Annotated in this window: 22 protein-coding genes; 17 read left to right on the top strand and 5 right to left on the bottom strand. The window is 50.5% G+C overall.

Features of this window, described 5'->3' with window-relative positions; all coding sequences use genetic code 11:
* Window positions 1-2 precede the first annotated feature (2 nt).
* The 11 genes from MXMO3_RS05625 (at window position 3) to MXMO3_RS05575 (ending at window position 8,097) form a co-directional block, all read left to right on the top strand.
* Window positions 3-401: an ectoine synthase gene (locus tag MXMO3_RS05625; RefSeq protein ID WP_027834688.1), complete on the top strand. Its 399-nt coding sequence runs from the start codon at window positions 3-5 to the stop codon at window positions 399-401.
* 37 nt (window positions 402-438) lie between these two features.
* On the top strand, window positions 439-1,374 hold the full coding sequence (thpD, locus tag MXMO3_RS05620) for an ectoine hydroxylase (protein ID WP_036221776.1): 936 nt from the start codon (window positions 439-441) through the stop codon (window positions 1,372-1,374).
* Between the two features lie 68 nt (window positions 1,375-1,442).
* Window positions 1,443-2,879 carry an aspartate kinase gene (locus tag MXMO3_RS05615; protein ID WP_036221779.1) on the top strand — a complete coding sequence of 479 codons (1,437 nt, stop codon included), beginning with the start codon at window positions 1,443-1,445 and terminating at the stop codon, window positions 2,877-2,879.
* Between the two features lie 150 nt (window positions 2,880-3,029).
* The gene (locus MXMO3_RS05610; protein WP_027834689.1) at window positions 3,030-3,221 is read left to right on the top strand and encodes a hypothetical protein; all 192 of its coding nucleotides are present in this window, start codon (window positions 3,030-3,032) and stop codon (window positions 3,219-3,221) included.
* Between the two features lie 186 nt (window positions 3,222-3,407).
* Window positions 3,408-3,566: a DUF3309 family protein gene (locus MXMO3_RS05605; RefSeq protein WP_084634135.1), complete on the top strand. Its 159-nt coding sequence runs from the start codon at window positions 3,408-3,410 to the stop codon at window positions 3,564-3,566.
* Window positions 3,567-3,671: 105 nt separating this feature from the next.
* Window positions 3,672-4,334, top strand: a complete 663-nt coding sequence (locus MXMO3_RS05600; protein WP_117395225.1) for a PRC-barrel domain-containing protein — start codon at window positions 3,672-3,674, stop codon at window positions 4,332-4,334.
* A 40-nt stretch (window positions 4,335-4,374) separates the two neighbouring features.
* Window positions 4,375-5,469: a PRC-barrel domain-containing protein gene (locus MXMO3_RS05595; RefSeq protein WP_117395224.1), complete on the top strand. Its 1,095-nt coding sequence runs from the start codon at window positions 4,375-4,377 to the stop codon at window positions 5,467-5,469.
* A 106-nt stretch (window positions 5,470-5,575) separates the two neighbouring features.
* Entirely contained in the window at window positions 5,576-5,890 is a 315-nt protein-coding gene (locus tag MXMO3_RS05590) for an ElaB/YgaM/YqjD family protein (protein WP_117395223.1), read from the top strand.
* Between the two features lie 5 nt (window positions 5,891-5,895).
* Window positions 5,896-6,324: a hypothetical protein gene (locus MXMO3_RS05585; RefSeq protein ID WP_156905520.1), complete on the top strand. Its 429-nt coding sequence runs from the start codon at window positions 5,896-5,898 to the stop codon at window positions 6,322-6,324.
* 71 nt (window positions 6,325-6,395) lie between these two features.
* Window positions 6,396-7,481 carry an AI-2E family transporter gene (locus tag MXMO3_RS05580; protein ID WP_117395222.1) on the top strand — a complete coding sequence of 362 codons (1,086 nt, stop codon included), beginning with the start codon at window positions 6,396-6,398 and terminating at the stop codon, window positions 7,479-7,481.
* Between the two features lie 103 nt (window positions 7,482-7,584).
* Entirely contained in the window at window positions 7,585-8,097 is a 513-nt protein-coding gene (locus MXMO3_RS05575; protein ID WP_117395221.1) for a Dps family protein, read from the top strand.
* A 116-nt stretch (window positions 8,098-8,213) separates the two neighbouring features.
* Here MXMO3_RS05575 and MXMO3_RS05570 read toward each other — a convergent pair whose 3' ends face one another.
* Both MXMO3_RS05570 and MXMO3_RS05565 read right to left on the bottom strand, forming a co-directional pair.
* On the bottom strand, window positions 8,214-8,777 hold the full coding sequence (locus tag MXMO3_RS05570; RefSeq protein WP_027834695.1) for a sigma-70 family RNA polymerase sigma factor: 564 nt from the start codon (window positions 8,775-8,777) through the stop codon (window positions 8,214-8,216).
* The gene (locus tag MXMO3_RS05565) at window positions 8,774-8,977 is read right to left on the bottom strand and encodes a NepR family anti-sigma factor (protein WP_051213566.1); all 204 of its coding nucleotides are present in this window, start codon (window positions 8,975-8,977) and stop codon (window positions 8,774-8,776) included. The genes MXMO3_RS05570 and MXMO3_RS05565 overlap by 4 nt, the downstream gene beginning before the upstream one ends.
* Before the next feature lie 139 nt (window positions 8,978-9,116).
* Here MXMO3_RS05565 and MXMO3_RS05560 point away from each other — a divergent pair, with 139 nt between their 5' ends.
* The 3 genes from MXMO3_RS05560 to MXMO3_RS05550 all read left to right on the top strand — a co-directional run bounded on the left by MXMO3_RS05560 (window position 9,117) and on the right by MXMO3_RS05550 (window position 11,181).
* Entirely contained in the window at window positions 9,117-9,923 is an 807-nt protein-coding gene (locus MXMO3_RS05560; RefSeq protein WP_117395220.1) for a response regulator, read from the top strand.
* 36 nt (window positions 9,924-9,959) lie between these two features.
* The gene (locus tag MXMO3_RS05555; RefSeq protein WP_027834697.1) at window positions 9,960-10,127 is read left to right on the top strand and encodes a DUF1328 domain-containing protein; all 168 of its coding nucleotides are present in this window, start codon (window positions 9,960-9,962) and stop codon (window positions 10,125-10,127) included.
* Between the two features lie 61 nt (window positions 10,128-10,188).
* Window positions 10,189-11,181 (top strand): sensor histidine kinase, encoded by a 993-nt coding sequence (locus tag MXMO3_RS05550; RefSeq protein ID WP_027834698.1) that lies wholly within the window; start codon window positions 10,189-10,191, stop codon window positions 11,179-11,181.
* 55 nt (window positions 11,182-11,236) lie between these two features.
* Here MXMO3_RS05550 and MXMO3_RS05545 read toward each other — a convergent pair whose 3' ends face one another.
* Window positions 11,237-11,470, bottom strand: a complete 234-nt coding sequence (locus MXMO3_RS05545; protein WP_036221783.1) for a CsbD family protein — start codon at window positions 11,468-11,470, stop codon at window positions 11,237-11,239.
* Window positions 11,471-11,611: 141 nt separating this feature from the next.
* On the opposite strand from MXMO3_RS05545, the gene MXMO3_RS05540 reads away from it, so the two are divergent.
* From MXMO3_RS05540 to MXMO3_RS05530, 3 genes are all read left to right on the top strand, one after another.
* Window positions 11,612-13,204 carry a CHASE domain-containing protein gene (locus MXMO3_RS05540; protein WP_117395219.1) on the top strand — a complete coding sequence of 531 codons (1,593 nt, stop codon included), beginning with the start codon at window positions 11,612-11,614 and terminating at the stop codon, window positions 13,202-13,204.
* A 105-nt stretch (window positions 13,205-13,309) separates the two neighbouring features.
* A complete protein-coding gene (locus MXMO3_RS05535; protein ID WP_117395218.1) occupies window positions 13,310-14,194 on the top strand; it encodes a mechanosensitive ion channel family protein in 885 nt (294 codons plus the stop codon).
* 33 nt (window positions 14,195-14,227) lie between these two features.
* Window positions 14,228-14,407 carry a PLDc N-terminal domain-containing protein gene (locus MXMO3_RS05530; protein WP_027834701.1) on the top strand — a complete coding sequence of 60 codons (180 nt, stop codon included), beginning with the start codon at window positions 14,228-14,230 and terminating at the stop codon, window positions 14,405-14,407.
* Here MXMO3_RS05530 and MXMO3_RS05525 read toward each other — a convergent pair.
* Entirely contained in the window at window positions 14,376-16,181 is a 1,806-nt protein-coding gene (locus MXMO3_RS05525; protein ID WP_117395217.1) for an ABC transporter ATP-binding protein, read from the bottom strand. The two genes, MXMO3_RS05530 and MXMO3_RS05525, sit on opposite strands and share 32 nt — an antisense overlap.
* A gap of 41 nt (window positions 16,182-16,222) precedes the next feature.
* Window positions 16,223-17,167 carry an acetamidase/formamidase family protein gene (locus MXMO3_RS05520; protein WP_027834703.1) on the bottom strand — a complete coding sequence of 315 codons (945 nt, stop codon included), beginning with the start codon at window positions 17,165-17,167 and terminating at the stop codon, window positions 16,223-16,225.
* Between the last annotated feature and the right edge of the window lie 10 nt (window positions 17,168-17,177).

Genomic DNA, 17,177 nt, shown 5'->3' with positions numbered 1-17,177 from the left:
TAATGATTGTACGCGATTTGAATAAAGCACGTGAAACAGACCGACTGATTTCCACCGAAGGGTGGGACAGCACGCGGCTGTTGCTGGCTGATGACAATATGGGGTTCTCGTTCCACGTGACCCGCATCAAGGCCGGCACATCACATGTGTTCCATTATAAGCACCACCTCGAAGCGGTATTCTGCATTGAGGGCGAAGGCCAGATCAAAGATTTGGCAACAGGAGAAGTGCACGAAATCAAGCCAGGCGTGATCTATGCCTTGGATAAAAATGACAAGCACGAATTGTCTGCGAAAAGCCAAATCACCTTTGCTTGCACATTCAACCCACCAGTAACGGGCAAAGAAGTGCACCGCGAAGATGGTTCATATGCACCTGCCGCGGAGGTTGCAGCAGAGTAGAGTTTTTAGTTTGTTGTCTAACGAAAAGGAGCGAGCCATGAGTAGCGCTTCGATTAAACCGATTGAACAAGAAGATGATTACGTCACACGCTTAACAGACGCCGAACGTTGTTTGGAGCGTAAAGACCCAGTCGTATGGTCAGAATGGCGCCCAGGTGCCCCGCTGGCTCAGGACCAGGTTGAAAAGTTTGAACGTGATGGCTTTCTCGTCCTGGAGAAGATCTTTTTGCCTGGTGAGATTGATGCTCTCATTGAAGAGAGTGCGCGCCTTCGGTCTGACGGCAGTAAACTAACTCAAGAGAGCTTGATCACCGAGCCGGACACCAATGATGTGCGCACCATTTTCGATCTAGACCTGCAAAGCGAAGTCTTTCGCCGTCTAGCCGAAGATGTGCGCATCGCGGAGCCGGTAAGGTTTTTGCTTGATGACGAAGTCTATGTGCATCAATCACGGCTCAACTATAAGCCAGGCCTTACAGGCAAAGAGTTCTACTGGCATTCCGATTTTGAGACGTGGCACGCCGAAGATGGCATGCCACGTATGCGGGCAATTTCAGCATCGGTTCTATTGACCGACAATGACGCACTAAATGGTCCGCTCATGTTGATGCCGGGCTCGCAAAACACTTATGTGTCTTGCGTTGGCGAAACGCCCGAGGACAATCACAAAAGCTCACTGAAAAGACAAAAAGTGGGCACGCCGTCAGCAGAAACGCTGGCCAAAATGTCTGAAAAACACGGCATTGAATATGCCGCAGGCAAAAAAGGCACTGTGATTTTGTTCGATTGCAACACCATGCACGGCTCAAACGGAAACATAACACCCTTCCCACGCTCAAACGCCTTTTTCGTTTACAACGCGTGGTCAAACCAGCTTGAGGCCCCCTTTGGTGCCGATGAGCCAAGACCAAACTTCTTGGCCCGCCGAGATCCAAAAGAGCCGCTGACCCTGCTTGAAGGGCATATTGAATAGGCTGTTAAAGCCAAACGTGCACCGCCCAACGCGGTGCACATAGATTAGCGTCCAATGAAGGAGTAACCATGCCGAACCACACAGTTGAGAAAATCGGCGGGACATCTATGTCGCGTACCCATGAACTTTTGAAAAATGTTCTGATCGGGGACCGGGAAGGTGACGCACTTTATAATCGTATCTTCGTAGTGTCCGCCTATGGTGGCATTACCAACGATTTGCTTGAACATAAGAAATCCGGCGCACCCGGCGTCTACGCGCTATTCTCAAGTGCAGAGAGCGATTGGGCTTGGGGTGACGCTTTGGACAAATTGTCCAAGCGGATGCAGCAGATCAACGCCGAAATTTTTGATGATCAGCAAGCACTCGGCGCGTCCAACGCCTTTGTACGCGAGCGCATTGAGGGCGTACGCTCTTGCCTGATCGATCTACACCGCCTTTGTTCATATGGCCATTTCCGCCTCGACAATCATTTGTTGACGGTCCGCGAAATGCTCTCTGCCTTGGGCGAAGTGCATTCAGCTTACAACACCGCATTGCTGTTGCAGCAAAACGGCGTAAACGCACGCATGGTCGACCTTTCTGGCTGGCGCGATGAGCAGCAATATACCTTGGATGAAAACATCAAACACGCCTTTAAGGACATTGATGTAAGCAAGGAACTGCCGATCGTGACAGGCTATGCGCAATCTAAAGAAGCGCTGATGAAAACCTATGACCGCGGCTATAGCGAAGTGACCTTGTCACGTATCGCCGTGATCACGGAAGCCAAAGAAGCGATCATCCATAAGGAGTTCCACTTGTCTTCCGCTGACCCTAAAGTGGTGGGCGAAGATGCAGTGCAAGTGATTGGCGACACCAATTATGACGTGGCCGACCAACTCTCGAATATGGGCATGGAAGCTATTCACCCGTCTGCCGCCAAAGGCTTGCGTCAGGCGAACATTCCATTGCGCATTAAAAACTCATTTGAACCTGAGCATCCCGGCACCACCATCAATGCGACGGATCAGGGCAAAAAAGCTGGTGTGGAAATCATCACTGGCCTCGACAATGTGATTGCCTTTGAGTTTTTCGAGCAGGACATGGTGGGCGTTAAGGGCTACGACACCCGTATTTTGGATGCGTTGACACGCCACAAGGTGCAGATCATTTCCAAAACATCAAACGCCAACACCATCACGCACTTCCTCAAAGGATCGTTGAAAAACATCAAACGTGTGGAATCTGATCTATCGAAGGAATTCCCTGCAGCTGAAATCAGCTCGCGGAAAGTGGCCTTCATCTCAGCGATCGGCCGGAACCTGAAGGGTTGCGATGTTGCCGCACGTGCCATCTTGGCCCTTGCCCAAGCGGGGATCACACCGCTGAGCATGCAGGACTTACTGCGTAATGTTGACGTGCAAATCATTGTGGATCGTTCAGATTATCAAGAATCCATCAAAATCTTGCATGAAGCATTGGTTGAAAAAACAGAGACATTGGGCAAAAAGCTGGCAGCCTAACACGCTGATCTGTCCCCAATAAACTCTTCAAAGGCCGCCTTTTTGGGCGGCTTTTTTTGTGGGCTGGTGTCTTTTTTTAAAAAAAATGAACAGCTGAGGAACCAAGCTGGAAGTCGCGCGTTGTTTAGGCAGAACAAAAGGAGCGACATCATGTCCAACGAGTCAGAAAAAGAAACTATAGTCGTTTCAAATTCCTCCAATCCGCTGGGATGGTTTGTCGCGATCATTCTGGCTGCTGCGCTCATCTTTGTAGGCTATCTGGCTTACAATGGGTACTTCAGCAACCAAGAAAGCGTTTCAGTTGAACTCCAAATTCCTGAAGAGCTGACGCCTAGCGAATAAGTAAGTACGACCTCCAAAATTTGGGCCAATTGCGAAGCACCCCCCTCCCCCCCCAACCAGCCCTTGCTTCACAATTGGTCCATTTTTTTGCCCAAATATAACCACAATAGAATTCGGAACTAAACCAACCCAATCTCGTTTGTATTGTTGATCATCAATAACGATCAAAACAATGCAGAGGACATAATGGGTTTTACAACGTTAATACTACTACTTCTCATCATATCAGTTGTCGGATCTGCACCAGCGTGGCCCTACTCGCGCGGCTGGGGCTATCGGCCTGTCGGCCTTGTAGGCATCATTCTTGTCGCGTTCCTCCTGATATGGATGCTTGGCTACATTTGATAAAAAAACAGAATTTCTTTCGGAACAAAATCTATATTGATTCGTTCATAAAATATACCGCTTTAACAATAATAAAAGCGGATAAATATTGGAAAGGAGAAAGAAATGTCAAAGAAATTACTAATATCAACAGCTCTCGTTACTTTGATTTCTGCACCAGCTTATGCAGATGGATTGAACGTGAGCGCAGACACATCACTGGACGCAGGCGTTGAAACCAGCGCAGGCGAAAGCAATAGCGGCAGCGTTGATGCCGGGGTAGATGCCAATGTGGAAGCAAGCATTGATACCGGCACAGAAGCAAATAAAGACAATTCAGATACAAGCACCGATGCATCAGCCAGCGGCACAGTCGAATTGAACGGCAATGGTGACAACGCATCAGCAATCGCTGAATTAAACGCTGGCACCATGTTGGCAACGGATCTCCTCGGTGAGGAAATTTACACCTCCGCCAATGCCGATGTTCAAGTTGTCGGCGATGTGAACGACGTCGTGATGGACGATGACGGCAATGCCGATTGGCTCATTGTCGGCGTTGGCGGCTTCCTTGGCCTTGGTGAAAAAGAAGTAGCGATCGCTGCAGAACAAGTGGCCTGGGCGCAAATCGACAATGAAAAACTTGTTGTGACGCAAATGACCCAAGCTGAACTGGAAGCAGCCGACGCGTTTGACCGCGCCGAAATCGAGACAAGCAGCAATTACACAGCCGAGGACCTTTCCTGGACTGCAGAAGGGGAAGCGCGCTTGAACGCTGCATTGCAGTAACAGCGCGCCGATAAGCAAAGAAATAACATGGAGAATTGCAATGAATAAGATGACAAAAAAACTACTCGCAACAACAGCATTATTGACCTTGATGGCCCCTGCCGGCTTTGCCGACAGCCATACATTGTCCACCGATGCCGAAGCCGGCGTCGAGACAAATGTAGACGTCAGCACCGATGATGGCGTGAGCGTTGATGGCGCAGCCACAGCAGATGGCTCAGCCACTGTCGATACCAAAGGCGACGCGCCAACCATGAACAACAGCGTTGAAGTTGGTGCAAATGCCCTCTTGGCTTCAAATTTCTTGGACAGAGAAGTGCATATATCTGCCGAAGGCGGATATGAGTCCGTGGGCAATATTCACGATGTGGTCATGAATGAAGAAGGCAATGCGGAATGGATTATCGTCGGCGTCGGCGGTTTCCTCGGCATGGGTGAGAAAGAGATCGCCCTGTCCATCGACGACATTAAATGGGAAGAACGCGATGGCGAGCGTGTGATTGTCACAACCATGACACAAGCCGACCTTGAGGCAGCGCCTGCATTTGACCGCGCGGCCGTTGAAGCCGAAGGCGAATATAGCGCTGAACGTCTGTCCTGGACCGAAGAAGGTCAACAATGGCTGAAGGATGCACGACTAAAAGCGCAAGAAGCCATGGATAACGTCACCGACAACATGTCCGCCGAAGGCGATACCAATATGACTGACGGTCAAGATATGGCTGTCGAAGGTCAAGACGGTGACATGCAAGCCGATAGTTCTACCCAAATGGCGGCTGACACCGATTGGAGCTGGGATGCAGACACGATGGAAACTGTGGCCACGGGCGAACTGAGTGCCGAAGACATGATGGGCACACGCGTTTATGGCCCTAACCGTGAAGACGTAGGTGAAATCTCAGACGTCTTGTTCACCCAAGATGGTCAAATCACAGCCTATATCGTTGATGTTGGCGGCTTCCTGGGTCTTGGTGAAAAACCCGTCGCCCTGAGCGCGAGTGAATTGAAAGTGTATACCGATGCCAATGGCAGTTTCCGTGTACGCTCAGAGTTCACCAAAGAAACGCTTGAGGCCGGCCCCACATATTCTGAACAGGGCTATGAAACCAACCCCGATGGCGTCATCATCCAATAGATGACACCAAATATATATAAAGAAGAGGCGCTAATATTGGCGCCTCTTTTTTTGGAACGAAAGCCTAAATTCAACGTTTAGACAGCAAGACAACAAGGAGGTAACAATGGCGACCAAAACTACAACAGCAAAAACAAATCCAAACAATGAGACCGACCTGGTTAAAGCACTGGAATCTCAAATTGAAGGCCTGCAAAGTGATGTACACGCCCTTATGAAGGCCGTGACGGAACGAGGCGAAAGCAAGCTTGATCAAGCGAGCGACGCCGTTTCCGACACCACGCAAAAGACAGCAGAGTTCGCCAATGAAGAGGTCGAGCACGTGCGCGATTATATCAAAAAGCAGCCGATCAAATCCGTTGGTTTGGCGTTGGGTGCAGGTATCGCACTGGCCCTATTGTCACGCGGACAACGCGGGTAATGGCCATGTCTCAACACAAAGGCCCCAGCATTTTGGCAACCCGCCTGTCGAGCATCATGATGAACAGGGTACAGGATAATTCCGTATTGCTGTTTGTGTGCTTGGCGACAGGCGCTGTTGCCTATCTGGCACTCGTAGCAGCAGCTTGGCTCGCCTTGGAGCAAGCCACAAACGCAATTTATGCGTCATTGATTGTGGCGGCGGGCATGATGGTGCTCACCATGATCATCTGGGCGATAAAGAGCTATCGAGACAAGCGCGCTCAGGCGCAGCAAACATTGACACAGCATCAATTGCTGACAACGCTTACACATTCAACTGTGGATCGGGCGTTAGAGAAAAACTCTCTATTGGCCCCAGCAATTGCGCTTATCGGCTGGTCATTGCTCTCCAAAGAGCAAGAAAAACCCGATACCAAGCAAATCCCACGATAGCGCGCCCAGCGCTATCGCTGCACGTCAAGACACGCCCGCAAACTCCACTTACCAACTTTAATGGATGCCCCATGTCATCGCGCTTTGATAAACTGCAAGTCGCCCCCTGGATGATTAGCCTTTTGCAATTGGCGGCCTACAGCCTAGTCATCATATTGGCGTTGTCGACAATGCTTATTTGGGGGCAAGTTATTCTCGCACCACTTGTGTCTTCGATCGTGATTGGGCTTATGTTCGGCCCGCTCGCTGATCGAATTGAACGATTTGGCGTGCCGCCCGTCATTTCTGGCGGCGCTGTCGTGCTTATCTTTTTCCTGATCATCATGACCATGCTCACGGCTTTTATCCTTCCACTATCTGGCTGGATATCCCGCCTACCTGAGCTGTGGTACAAACTTCAGGGTATCTTGGCCGATTGGCAAGGCATGATGTCTGCCATTGAGGGCGCGCGTGAGCAACTCGATAAATTTACCAGCCAATCGGCCGATATGGTGGTGCAAGTCGAAGAGGGCTCACCCATTAAGACCGTTGCCGTTTCAGCGCCAACAGCGCTCGCGCAGATACTGATCTTTTTGGTTAGTCTTTACTTTTTCATCGCGACGCGGGAGCAGATCAAATCCTTTATCATCGGATTGTTCGCAACAAACAGCTCCCGCACAACATTTGCCGTTATTTTTGATGAAGTCGAGCAGTTCATTTCCCGCTATTTGCTGTCCATCACCTTTATCAATATCGGCTTGGGGCTCACCATATCATTTGCGCTGTGGGCTGTTGGCATCCCCGCACCATTTTTGTGGGGCATGTTGGCCGGATTGATGAACTACATCACCTATATCGGACCGGTCATTATGATGGCCACATTGTTCGGCGTTGGCCTGGTAACGTTTGACACAGTAAATGCCGCGCTGATCCCGGTGATCATTTACACCATCATTAATGGCATTGAAGCGCAGATTATCACCCCCAGTATTTTGGGCCGCGCGATGACACTCAATCCGTTTCTGGTATTTTTCGCCATCACATTCTGGATTTGGGCATGGGGCCCACTGGGCGGTTTCATCGCTGTTCCCATGCTGCTCATCATGACGACAGTCATACAAAACCTGGCCGCGCACACCGGCGTAACCGAAAACAAAAAACCGCAAAAACCTGGATAATTCAGGAACATTCAAGCAGCTCAATCGTTTTTCCACTAAGCGCGGGCGCCAGTGTTTTGGCGCCGCAAATTATAAAGTAAGCCTTCAACGAAAGGGGAAAAACATGTCAAATGTTTCTTCAATTATGAACGCCAAATCAACTTCAGAGGACATCAATACCGGCCTCGATGAGGGCTTTCGGAAGGATATTTCCAAAACACTATCGGAGATTTTGAGCGAGAGCTATCGCTTGATGGTCAAGAGCCATATTTACCACTGGAACGTGGTTGGCCCCTTGTTTAAGCCGCTGCATGAACTCACAGAGGAACATTATAAGGACCTGTTTGAGGCCATTGATGTGATCGCCGAGCGTGTACGTGCATTGGGCAATGTCGCCCCATACAACATCAATAACGCGTCAACATTTGCGCCAGAGGGCAAGGACGTCGAAAACCTGACTGCCATCGACATGGTGCAGGATTTGATTGCCGAGCACGAGGCGATTGCCCGCAAGATGCGCGATGCGGCTGAAAAGGCTGGCGACAACAAAGATGTCGTCACAGAGGACCTGATGACGGCGCGGCTAACATTCCACGAAAAAGCCATTTGGATGTTGCGGGCAACAGCCAGCGAATAGCATCCGATAAAATAGATCTAGGGTTTGGGGTCGGCAATTTTGCCGGCCCTTTTTGCTGCCTTAGACATAAAAAAGCAGGGTACCTTCCCTGCTTTCCCACACCATATATTTGACGACTAAAGGATCCTTGGCGACTTTGTCACTGCCGCTGTAGTGGTAGGGTCGGGCCCATAATCTCGGTGTCCAGACACACCCAAGATTTCCTTCAACTTCTCGCGCGCTCGATTGACGCGACTTTTGATGGTGCCAATCGCACACTCACAGATTTCTGCGGCCTCTTCATAAGACAAACCAGACGCGCCAACCAAAACAATCGCTTCGCGCTGATCATCAGGCAATTGGGCAAGCGCCTTTTTAAAATCGTGCAAATCCATGGAGCCTTGTTGTGCGGCGTGCGTGGACATTGAGTCCGTGAACACACCATCTGTGTCTTGCACCTCACGCCCCTTTTTGCGCATTTGCGAATAGAATTCGTTGCGCAAAATGGTGAACAGCCAAGCCTTCATATTGGTGCCGGGTTCGAATTTTGTTTTATTCGCCCATGCTTTGACAATTGTGTCCTGCACCAAATCGTCTGCTCGATCATGGCGCCCGATCAGCGATATGGCAAAGCCACGCAAGCCCGGCAAACAACCTAAGAGCTCCCGCTTAAATGGGTCTGTTTTTGAGGTTGCGTTCATGAAGATTGCCCATCATCTGAGGAATTTTTCTCCGCCGCATCGAGTTTTTCCAACAGATCAAGAAATCGGTCAGAAATACCCTCATCGCAAACGGAATCGTATAGCTGTTTGAGTTTTTCCGAGATCATTTCACTTCCATCTGCGGAGTCTGTGATTCCTCCGCTCAAATCTCCGCCATTTTTGCTGGCATTTTTTGTCATTTGGTCGACCTATTTTTCGAAACTACGTAGTCATGTATACTCAACGCCGAACCACAAAAAAAGTTCCAGACGAATGGAACTCTTTTTGTCGACCTGCGTTTTAGACAGAGTACACCTGTTCTGGGGATTGGAGAAATTTATGTCACTATCCACTCGCATCGCGGCTCATTTGCCCTATCTGAGACGGTTCGCGCGCGCAACGACTGGTTCGCAATCATCTGGTGATGCCTATGTCGCCTTGGTGTTGGAAACACTTATTGAAGACGTGAACAGCTTTCCTGAGGCTTCAAACGACAAAGTCGCAATCTACAAACTGTTCTGCATGCTACACCAATCTACAGATGTAAAAATGCACGATATGGACAGCCCCTATAGTTGGGAACAACGCGCGAGCGCCAATTTGGCTGCAATACCGTCAACAGCACGCAACGCGTTCTTGCTCCACAGTGTAGAAGAATTCGACCATGATGAGATTGCCGAAATCCTCGAAACGGATCGCGCAAACGTTCTTGTGCTTCTTGATCAAGCACACCAGGATATCGCCCGTCAGGTCACAACCCGTGTGATGATCATCGAAGACGAACCGCTCATTGCCATGGATATTGAACAATTGGTTGATGATCTTGGCCACTCGGTCACCGGCATTGCCCGCACTCACGACGAGGCACGGGAGCTTTTTGCCAAAGAACGGCCCGGCATTGTTCTGGCCGACATTCAGTTGGCCGATGGCAGTTCAGGCATCGATGCAGTGAATGAAATCCTGGCGAAAGATGCACTTCCGGTGATCTTTATCACCGCTTATCCTGAGCGGCTGCTCACCGGTGAACGCCCGGAACCTACATTCCTTGTCACCAAGCCTTTCCGGGAAGAAACCGTCAAGGCTTTGATTAGCCAGGCACTGTTTTTTGAAGATCACAGCGCAGAAAAGGGAACTAAATCTGCCTAGATACGTTGACTGTACAGTAACAAAAGGAGAGAAAACATGTTATATTATGCTCTGATCTTTTTGGCTGTAGCTGTCATCTCAGGTATATTTGGTTTCTCCGGAATCGCGGGCGCGTCGGCAGGTATCGCACAAATATTGTTCTATTTGTTCTTGATCTTCCTGATCATTTCTGTGATCACCGGATTTGTCCGAAGGAAGCCTTAGTCGAAGAAATTCACACAGGTGGCGCTGAAGCGCCGCCTGTTCATCATTTCAAGAGTTCTTTATGCACAGACATTCGCTAACTTGGGAACGGCAAGAAACAGACAAGGCCAGGCAACGGGACTATCTGACATTTGCCCTTGTTCGTTCCGGCGTTTGTGTGACGCTACAGGACGCTAATTTTGACTACCACTACATTGCCAACCTGCCGACTGACTGGATGTCCCCAGGGTCGGACGACCCCCCCACAGACCTCAGCATTTTTGGCCAAGAACTTGGTAAAAAACTCACCGAGGTGAAAAAAGCGATATTTGAGACAGGTCAAAAGCGCGAGTTCGAGTGGGTCGATGAGCGCGGGCGCACCTATCACTTCTTGGTCGAACTTGTATTTGACCGCGAAAACGGGCGCCAGATTTTCACAACAGTGAATGATTTAACTGATGAACGGCGGCGCGAAAAAACCCTTCGCACCTTGCTCAAAGAGGTTAGCCATCGATCCAAAAACCTGATGGCCATCATTCAAAGTGTCGCGTCGCAAACCGCCCGCTACGCCCCCAATCTGGAACGTTTTGTGGAAAGCTTTCACGGCCGACTTCAAAGCCTCGCATTGGCCCAAGATTCAATCATGGAAACCGATTGGCAGGGGGCCAGCCTTAAAGACTTGCTGGAACGCCAATTGAATTATTTTCCCCTGCAGGTCAAAAAGCTAGTTCAATTTGAAGGCGAAGATGTCCTCATCAGCCCCAATGCCACCGTGCACATCGGCCTGGCATTGCATGAACTGCTCTCAAACGCCGTCAATTATGGTGATTTTGTCCGCCAAAACGCAAAAATTAAAGTCTGCGCCAAACTCCAGCAAGTGCAAAGCACAACGCCAACACTTACGCTGACTTGGGTGGAACCTCAGACGAGAACCGAAAAACCGAGTGAACAACACAAGCGGTTTGGGAGCACGATCCTTGAACGCGTTGTGCCCAACGCGGTTTCAGGAAAAGCAGATTATGCCTTCTCCGAAGATTGCATTAGATATTCGATCAGCTTCCCCTCAAACGCATAATGGCGACCTAAATGGTCGCCATCGCAGTCGTTTTCAAATGGGGTCGCGTCAGCGACTAGTGCTCTTCCAAGCGGGAATTCACGAGCCAGAGGTCAATTTCTTCTTCTGCCTCTTCCTCAGCTTTGCCATATTTTTCCTGCAACTTCCCCACAAGCTTTTTGCGGTTGCCGTCAATAATATCGAGGTCATCGTCTGTGAGCTTGCCCCATTGGATTTGGGCTTCGCCTTTAAACTGTTCCCACTTACCCGAGATTTGTTCCCATTTTCCTGAAGCATTCTGCCAACTCATCACAATCTCCTTTCGTGGTTATATGGAGATAACGGTTTTACCAACCAATTGTTCCGGCCATACTAAATCCGCTATATGTAGCAAATTGCGACAAATCAGATTTGCATTTATAATTTGTCGCTCAACCTCTTTGGACAAATTATGAAGCGCTTTCTTCCACTTCTCGTTTTCCTGCTTGTGAGCAGCCTGGGTATCGGCATGACCACAGTGGTCTATCGCGCTGAAGTCAACGCCGAGCAAAAACGCTTTGAGATTCTCGCGGTTGAAGCGATAGATCAGTTGCAGGAGCGATTGCGGCAACATATTGCCCTGCTGTCCTCAACCAGGGCCCTGTTCATCGCAACAAATGGCGAAGTGGATGGAAAATCCTTCCAGCAGTTTGTCGCTGGCCTGGGCATTAATGACAAATATGCCGGCGTCCAAGGCATAGGCTATGCACGCTTCATTAAAACCGGCGACGAGATTGACGCGCAGCTCGATATCTCCACCAACTACGCCCTCGGTCGTGCCGTTTGGCCCGAAACAGATCAAGAATATCGTACGCCTATCGTGCTTTTGGAGCCGCAAGATGAACGCAACAAAGCCGCGCTCGGATACGACATGTATCAGGACCCATCGCGCCGCGCGGCCATCATGCGGGCGTTGCAAACTGGTGAGGCAGCCGCGAGCAAACCGGTTGAACTTGTGCAGGAAATTACAGCGAACAAACAAGCTGGCTTTTTGGTTTATTTGCCCTTCGGCCGCTCCGACGCCGCGACCATAGTCAAAGAAGATGTGCGCGGCTTCGTTTATGCGCCATTCCGTGCTGGCGATTTGCATCTTGCTGCGTTTTCAGGGCAGGAAACACCAATGGTTGCGTTTAGAACAACCGACAATGAACAGCATCTGTTCACCACCGCAACGTTTGAACCGCAAAACGCAATCTACACAGTGACACGAGAACTTGAATTTGCTGGACGCGTTTGGAACATTGAAGCCCACGAAACGGATGCATTCTACAATCAGTTTCCCCATCTCAGCTCCATGATATTGGGAACCTTATCGGCAGTGTTGGCTTTTGCCTTGGCCGTCGCCATCATGGCGCAACAAAACGCAATTCGACAGGCCAATGAAGTTAAGCGCGTTGTTGAAGAAACGCTAAAAGAAAAAGAGATGATGCTGCAAGAAATGCGGCACCGCATCAAAAACTCAATCGCACGCGTCTTGGCCATTGCACGCCAAACCGAAAAAGGCGCTGAGAACATGGAAGAGTTCTCCAAAAGCTTCACCGCTCGCCTGCATGCAATGGCAAAATCTCAAGATTTGCTGACCCGCTCGAAATGGCAGCGGGCGGACTTGCACGCCCTCATCACAGCCGAGCTTGAACAAGTCTTTGGCGACAGTTCAGAAGATTATCAAATCGACGGCCCCAAGGTGCAGTTAAACGAACAGGCCACCCAGGCGATCGGCCTGGTGTGCCATGAATTGGCAACCAATGCGCTCAAATATGGGGGCATTTCGGAGGCAGACGGCAAGCTTTCGGTGAACTGGCAGGTGACCGGCAAGCGGAAGCGAAAAATGCTCCACTTGGAATGGCAAGAGCAATCACGACATGCGGATGCACCAACCGAAAACAAAGGCTTTGGCACCAAACTCATTGACGCAAATATTCGCGGCGAATTGGGCGGCACGATTGAACGCAAATTCAACGACGATGGCCTTCTGGTGAAAATTGAGTTCCCACTGAACAAATAAATCCGCATGGGTTTCACTTTTTTTTAAAGCGAAAGGGAACAAATAAACTCAGTTTTCGTTAAACCGCCAACGGCAAGGAATTGCCCAATTGGGGAGTTTATCAATATGGAGCCACTCGTCGAACAGGCAAATGCGTCAATCGATACTGTATCTGAAATGGTTCAGGGTTTCTTTGCGATGGTTCCGCAAATCCTGATTGCCCTGATCGTGTTCATCCTGATCATGATCTTGGCCGGGTTTATCAGGAAAATCACCACCAGAATCATCGCCAGTCGTGCCAATCGAAGTGTTGGCGTTGCCTTGGGCCGCATCGCCTATATGGCGGTTGTGTTTGCCGGTCTATTGGTTGCCGTTGCCATCATTGCGCCCAGTGTCGGCGCCGCCGAACTCATCCAGATTCTCGGGGTTGGGTCAGTTGCCATCGGCTTTGCCTTCCGCGATATTTTGCAGAACTTTCTCGCGGGCCTCATCATTTTGTTGCGCCAGCCCTTCAAAGCAGGCGATTGGATAAAAGCAAGCAGGTATGAAGGCATCGTGCGTGAAATTTCGACACGTTCAACCTGGATTCGCACTTTCGACGGACAGGATGTGTCCATCCCCAATGGCGAGGTCTTCACCAACGCCTTCACTATTGTCACGCGCGATCCAATTATGCGCACAGACTATCAATTCGGTATCGCCTATGACGCCGATATTGACCACGCCAAAGAGACGATTTTGGGGGCCATCAAATCGGTGGAGGCCGTTTCATCTGATCCGCAGCCAGATATTGGGGTATGGGAATTTGCCGATAGCTCCATAAATCTTCGTGCCCGCTGGTGGACCTCAACAGACGACTTTTATGACGCACGGATGAACGTTCTCGAAGCCGTGAAAAAGGCCATGGACGGCGCGGACATTGAAATTCCGTTCCCTCATCGCCAGATTTTAGTGCAGGATGAGGTAGTGGAAAGCCTCAACAACAATAAAAAGAGTGCCGCAAGCGCCTAGGCCACGCCGCACATAAATGAAAGGACGATTAGAATGGGTTTTGAAGTCGGCGGCCTCTTGGGGCTGATTATTTTGATCATTGATATTTGGGCCATCATCAAGGTTGCCCAATCCTCCAGTTCAACCGTTTCCAAAATACTTTGGATTTTGATCATTCTGTTGATGCCGGTTCTCGGCTTGATCATCTGGTATTTGCTTGGGCCGAAGCGGTAGCCGAAACGGCAGCAAAATGTTCAGCCGTGATATGCTTTAAATCAACATATTGCGGCTGATAATCCAGCCCGTGAACCGGGCTCGGGATCTCGCCACCGGTTAACAATGTGCGCTCCCGCTTAATCTGCGGATCAGGTATTGGCACAGCTTCCAGCAGGGCCTTGGTATAGTCGTGGGCAGGGTTTTCAAAAATCGCTTCACGCGATCCGATTTCCACAATTTGCCCCATATACATCACAGCCACCCGGTGGCTCACCTGCTCTACCACGGCCATGTCGTGGGAGATAAAGATGTAAGACAGCCCCATTTCTTCCTGCAATTCCTGCAACAGATCCAGCACCTGCGCCTGAACTGTTACGTCCAGCGCGGAAACGCTTTCGTCTGCAACAATGATTTGCGGATTGAGTGCGAGTGCCCGCGCAATGCAAATGCGTTGTCGTTGCCCGCCCGAAAACTCATGCGGATAACGATCAAGTTGATCCGGCGAGAGACCAACCCGTTTGAACAAATCCGCCACCCGATCCTTGCGTTCCTGGGCGGTGCCGATCTGGTGGATGACGAGGGGCTCACCCACCAAATCGCCGACACTCATGCGCGGGTTAAGCGACGCATAAGGATCTTGGAAAATCATTTGAATTTGCCGCCGAGCGGCCAATTCATCCTGCGCAAACAAATCGCGGGTGCTGCGCCCACCCAATTGGATGTCCCCTTGCCACTTCACAAGATTGAGCAATGCCCGCCCTGTTGTGGACTTGCCGCAACCGCTTTCGCCCACCAGCGACAAGGTTTCCCCTGCCCGCAAATCGAACGAGACCTTTTCAACCGCATGGACACGCTTGACCGGGCGCCGCAACACGCCACCAATGATGTCAAATCGAACGGTTAAATCCTTGACCTGCAACAAAGGCTGAGCCTTTGCCGCCTGCCGATCCGCTTCAGGCACAGCTAACTCTTTCGTCGTGCCGCTCATCGCCCCAAGTTTGGGCAAGTCGGCCAGTAAATCCTGCGTATATGGCTGTGTGGGGGTCGCAAAGATCGAATTGACCTCGCCCTCTTCTACCATTTCACCGCGATTGACCACCAACACACGATCAGCCATTTCGGCCACCACACCCATATCGTGAGTGATTAATATCAAGCCGGTATTGAACTCCCGCTGCAGCTCTTTCATCAGGGACAACATTTGCGCCTGAATGGTCACATCCAGCGCCGTGGTTGGCTCGTCCGCAATCAACACCTTTGGGCTGCACAATAGGGACATGGCGATCATCACCCGCTGGCGCATACCGCCAGAAAGCTCATGCGGATATTGCTCCAGCCGCTTCTTCGCCTCCGACATGCGCACAGCTTCCAGCATCTCCAAAGAGCGGGCATTGGCAGCACGACCATCCATATCTTTGTGAAAGCGCAGCACTTCGCGCAATTGATCACCAATGGTCATCACCGGATTTAGCGAAGTCATCGGTTCTTGGAAAATCATGGCAATATCATTGCCGCGCACATGTTCCAGCCGCTTTTCCGGCATTTGCAGCAAATCTTCGCCATCCAAAATGGCTTTACCAGCCGTCACAATAGCTGAAGATTTGGGCAAGAGCCCCATTGTCGCAAGGGAGGTAATGGACTTGCCGGAACCAGATTCACCCGCAATGCACAAGGTTTCCCCGGCATTAACGTGATAGGTGAATTGATTGACCACCTGCTTCAGGCCCTCGTCGGTTTTCACCGAAATAGAGACATTTTGAACATCCAAAATTGGTTGCGATTTCTGTTGCATAAACTTGCCCAAATTTTGGATGGCCCCATAAGGGGACCATCCTATTCAAATACGACTCGAGGGAAATAAAACGAGACGACCCAGTTTGGCTGATCGACAATTTCGGAAATCCGCAAATCGCCGCAAACCGAACACAGCATGTAAGCATCAACCGCATTCATATTGTGCTGTGCGCACAACAAATCGATCATGCCTGAAAGCGCATCACGTGCGCCTTGCATCAAGCTGTCGCCGATGCCGGTGGTCACTTCATATCCCTTTTGATCCAAATGATTGGTCACGGGCCCCGGCGTGGTGAAGCGTGGCATGTTGAGGTTCGCCCCCTTCACCAGATCGAGAGTGACAATGGCGTTCATGCGGCTTTCGATCGCCGTACCACACACTTCGCCATCACCTTGCGCCGCATGGGTGTCGCCCATAGAGAACAACGCCCCAGCAACTTCCACTGGCAAATAAAGCTCGGTTCCCGCCGCCAAATCACGGATATCGAGATTGCCCCCCATCCGACGTGGTGGCACAACCGAATGTTCACCCGGTGCTGCAGGGGCCAAACCGATGGTGCCTGCAAATGGCTTGAGCGGCACTCGGCCACCCGGCCCATAGGCAGAGGTACCCAACTTATCTTTGTCATAATGCCAAAGCTGCAAAGATGGTTCTTCAAACTGGTCCGCCAACAGACCAAAGCCTGGGATATTGGCTGTCCAACCGAAGCCAGACGGACCGAAACCTTCAATCTTGACCTTCACCGCATCGCCCGGCTCCGCCCCATCAATAAAGATCGGGCCAGATACGGGATTGATTTTGGCGAAATCGAGCTTGGCGATATCGGCCGTCGTGCTTTCTGGCGTAATTTGCCCGCCAGATGAATCAATACACTCAAATTCAAGCGTTGTGCCCGGCGCAACAGTTTGAACTGGGACAATTGAATTGTCCCAGCCAAAGTGATGGTGATGCCGGTGGATTGTATAATCCGGCGCATTACACATAATATTTGTC

This window comes from Maritalea myrionectae, assembly GCF_003433515.1.
GTDB classification, from domain to species: Bacteria; Pseudomonadota; Alphaproteobacteria; order Rhizobiales; family Devosiaceae; genus Maritalea; species Maritalea myrionectae.
Note: the sequence above shows the minus strand (reverse complement) of the source record. Positions and strands in the feature narration are given on the sequence as shown.

Coding starts and splice junctions, on each gene's coding strand:
- MXMO3_RS05580 (WP_117395222.1), top strand. CDS start 6,396: ATGTCATCGCGCTTTGATAAACTGCAAGTCGCCCCCTGGATGATTAGC.
- MXMO3_RS05550 (WP_027834698.1), top strand. CDS start 10,189: ATGCACAGACATTCGCTAACTTGGGAACGGCAAGAAACAGACAAGGCC.
- thpD (WP_036221776.1), top strand. CDS start 439: ATGAGTAGCGCTTCGATTAAACCGATTGAACAAGAAGATGATTACGTC.
- MXMO3_RS05575 (WP_117395221.1), top strand. CDS start 7,585: ATGTCAAATGTTTCTTCAATTATGAACGCCAAATCAACTTCAGAGGAC.
- MXMO3_RS05585 (WP_156905520.1), top strand. CDS start 5,896: ATGTCTCAACACAAAGGCCCCAGCATTTTGGCAACCCGCCTGTCGAGC.
- MXMO3_RS05595 (WP_117395224.1), top strand. CDS start 4,375: ATGAATAAGATGACAAAAAAACTACTCGCAACAACAGCATTATTGACC.
- MXMO3_RS05565 (WP_051213566.1), bottom strand. CDS start 8,977: ATGACAAAAAATGCCAGCAAAAATGGCGGAGATTTGAGCGGAGGAATC.
- MXMO3_RS05605 (WP_084634135.1), top strand. CDS start 3,408: ATGGGTTTTACAACGTTAATACTACTACTTCTCATCATATCAGTTGTC.
- MXMO3_RS05615 (WP_036221779.1), top strand. CDS start 1,443: ATGCCGAACCACACAGTTGAGAAAATCGGCGGGACATCTATGTCGCGT.
- MXMO3_RS05590 (WP_117395223.1), top strand. CDS start 5,576: ATGGCGACCAAAACTACAACAGCAAAAACAAATCCAAACAATGAGACC.
- MXMO3_RS05540 (WP_117395219.1), top strand. CDS start 11,612: ATGAAGCGCTTTCTTCCACTTCTCGTTTTCCTGCTTGTGAGCAGCCTG.
- MXMO3_RS05530 (WP_027834701.1), top strand. CDS start 14,228: ATGGGTTTTGAAGTCGGCGGCCTCTTGGGGCTGATTATTTTGATCATT.
- MXMO3_RS05570 (WP_027834695.1), bottom strand. CDS start 8,777: ATGAACGCAACCTCAAAAACAGACCCATTTAAGCGGGAGCTCTTAGGT.
- MXMO3_RS05555 (WP_027834697.1), top strand. CDS start 9,960: ATGTTATATTATGCTCTGATCTTTTTGGCTGTAGCTGTCATCTCAGGT.
- MXMO3_RS05610 (WP_027834689.1), top strand. CDS start 3,030: ATGTCCAACGAGTCAGAAAAAGAAACTATAGTCGTTTCAAATTCCTCC.
- MXMO3_RS05535 (WP_117395218.1), top strand. CDS start 13,310: ATGGAGCCACTCGTCGAACAGGCAAATGCGTCAATCGATACTGTATCT.
- MXMO3_RS05600 (WP_117395225.1), top strand. CDS start 3,672: ATGTCAAAGAAATTACTAATATCAACAGCTCTCGTTACTTTGATTTCT.
- MXMO3_RS05560 (WP_117395220.1), top strand. CDS start 9,117: ATGTCACTATCCACTCGCATCGCGGCTCATTTGCCCTATCTGAGACGG.
- MXMO3_RS05545 (WP_036221783.1), bottom strand. CDS start 11,470: ATGAGTTGGCAGAATGCTTCAGGAAAATGGGAACAAATCTCGGGTAAG.
- MXMO3_RS05525 (WP_117395217.1), bottom strand. CDS start 16,181: ATGCAACAGAAATCGCAACCAATTTTGGATGTTCAAAATGTCTCTATT.
- MXMO3_RS05520 (WP_027834703.1), bottom strand. CDS start 17,167: ATGTGTAATGCGCCGGATTATACAATCCACCGGCATCACCATCACTTT.
- MXMO3_RS05625 (WP_027834688.1), top strand. CDS start 3: ATGATTGTACGCGATTTGAATAAAGCACGTGAAACAGACCGACTGATT.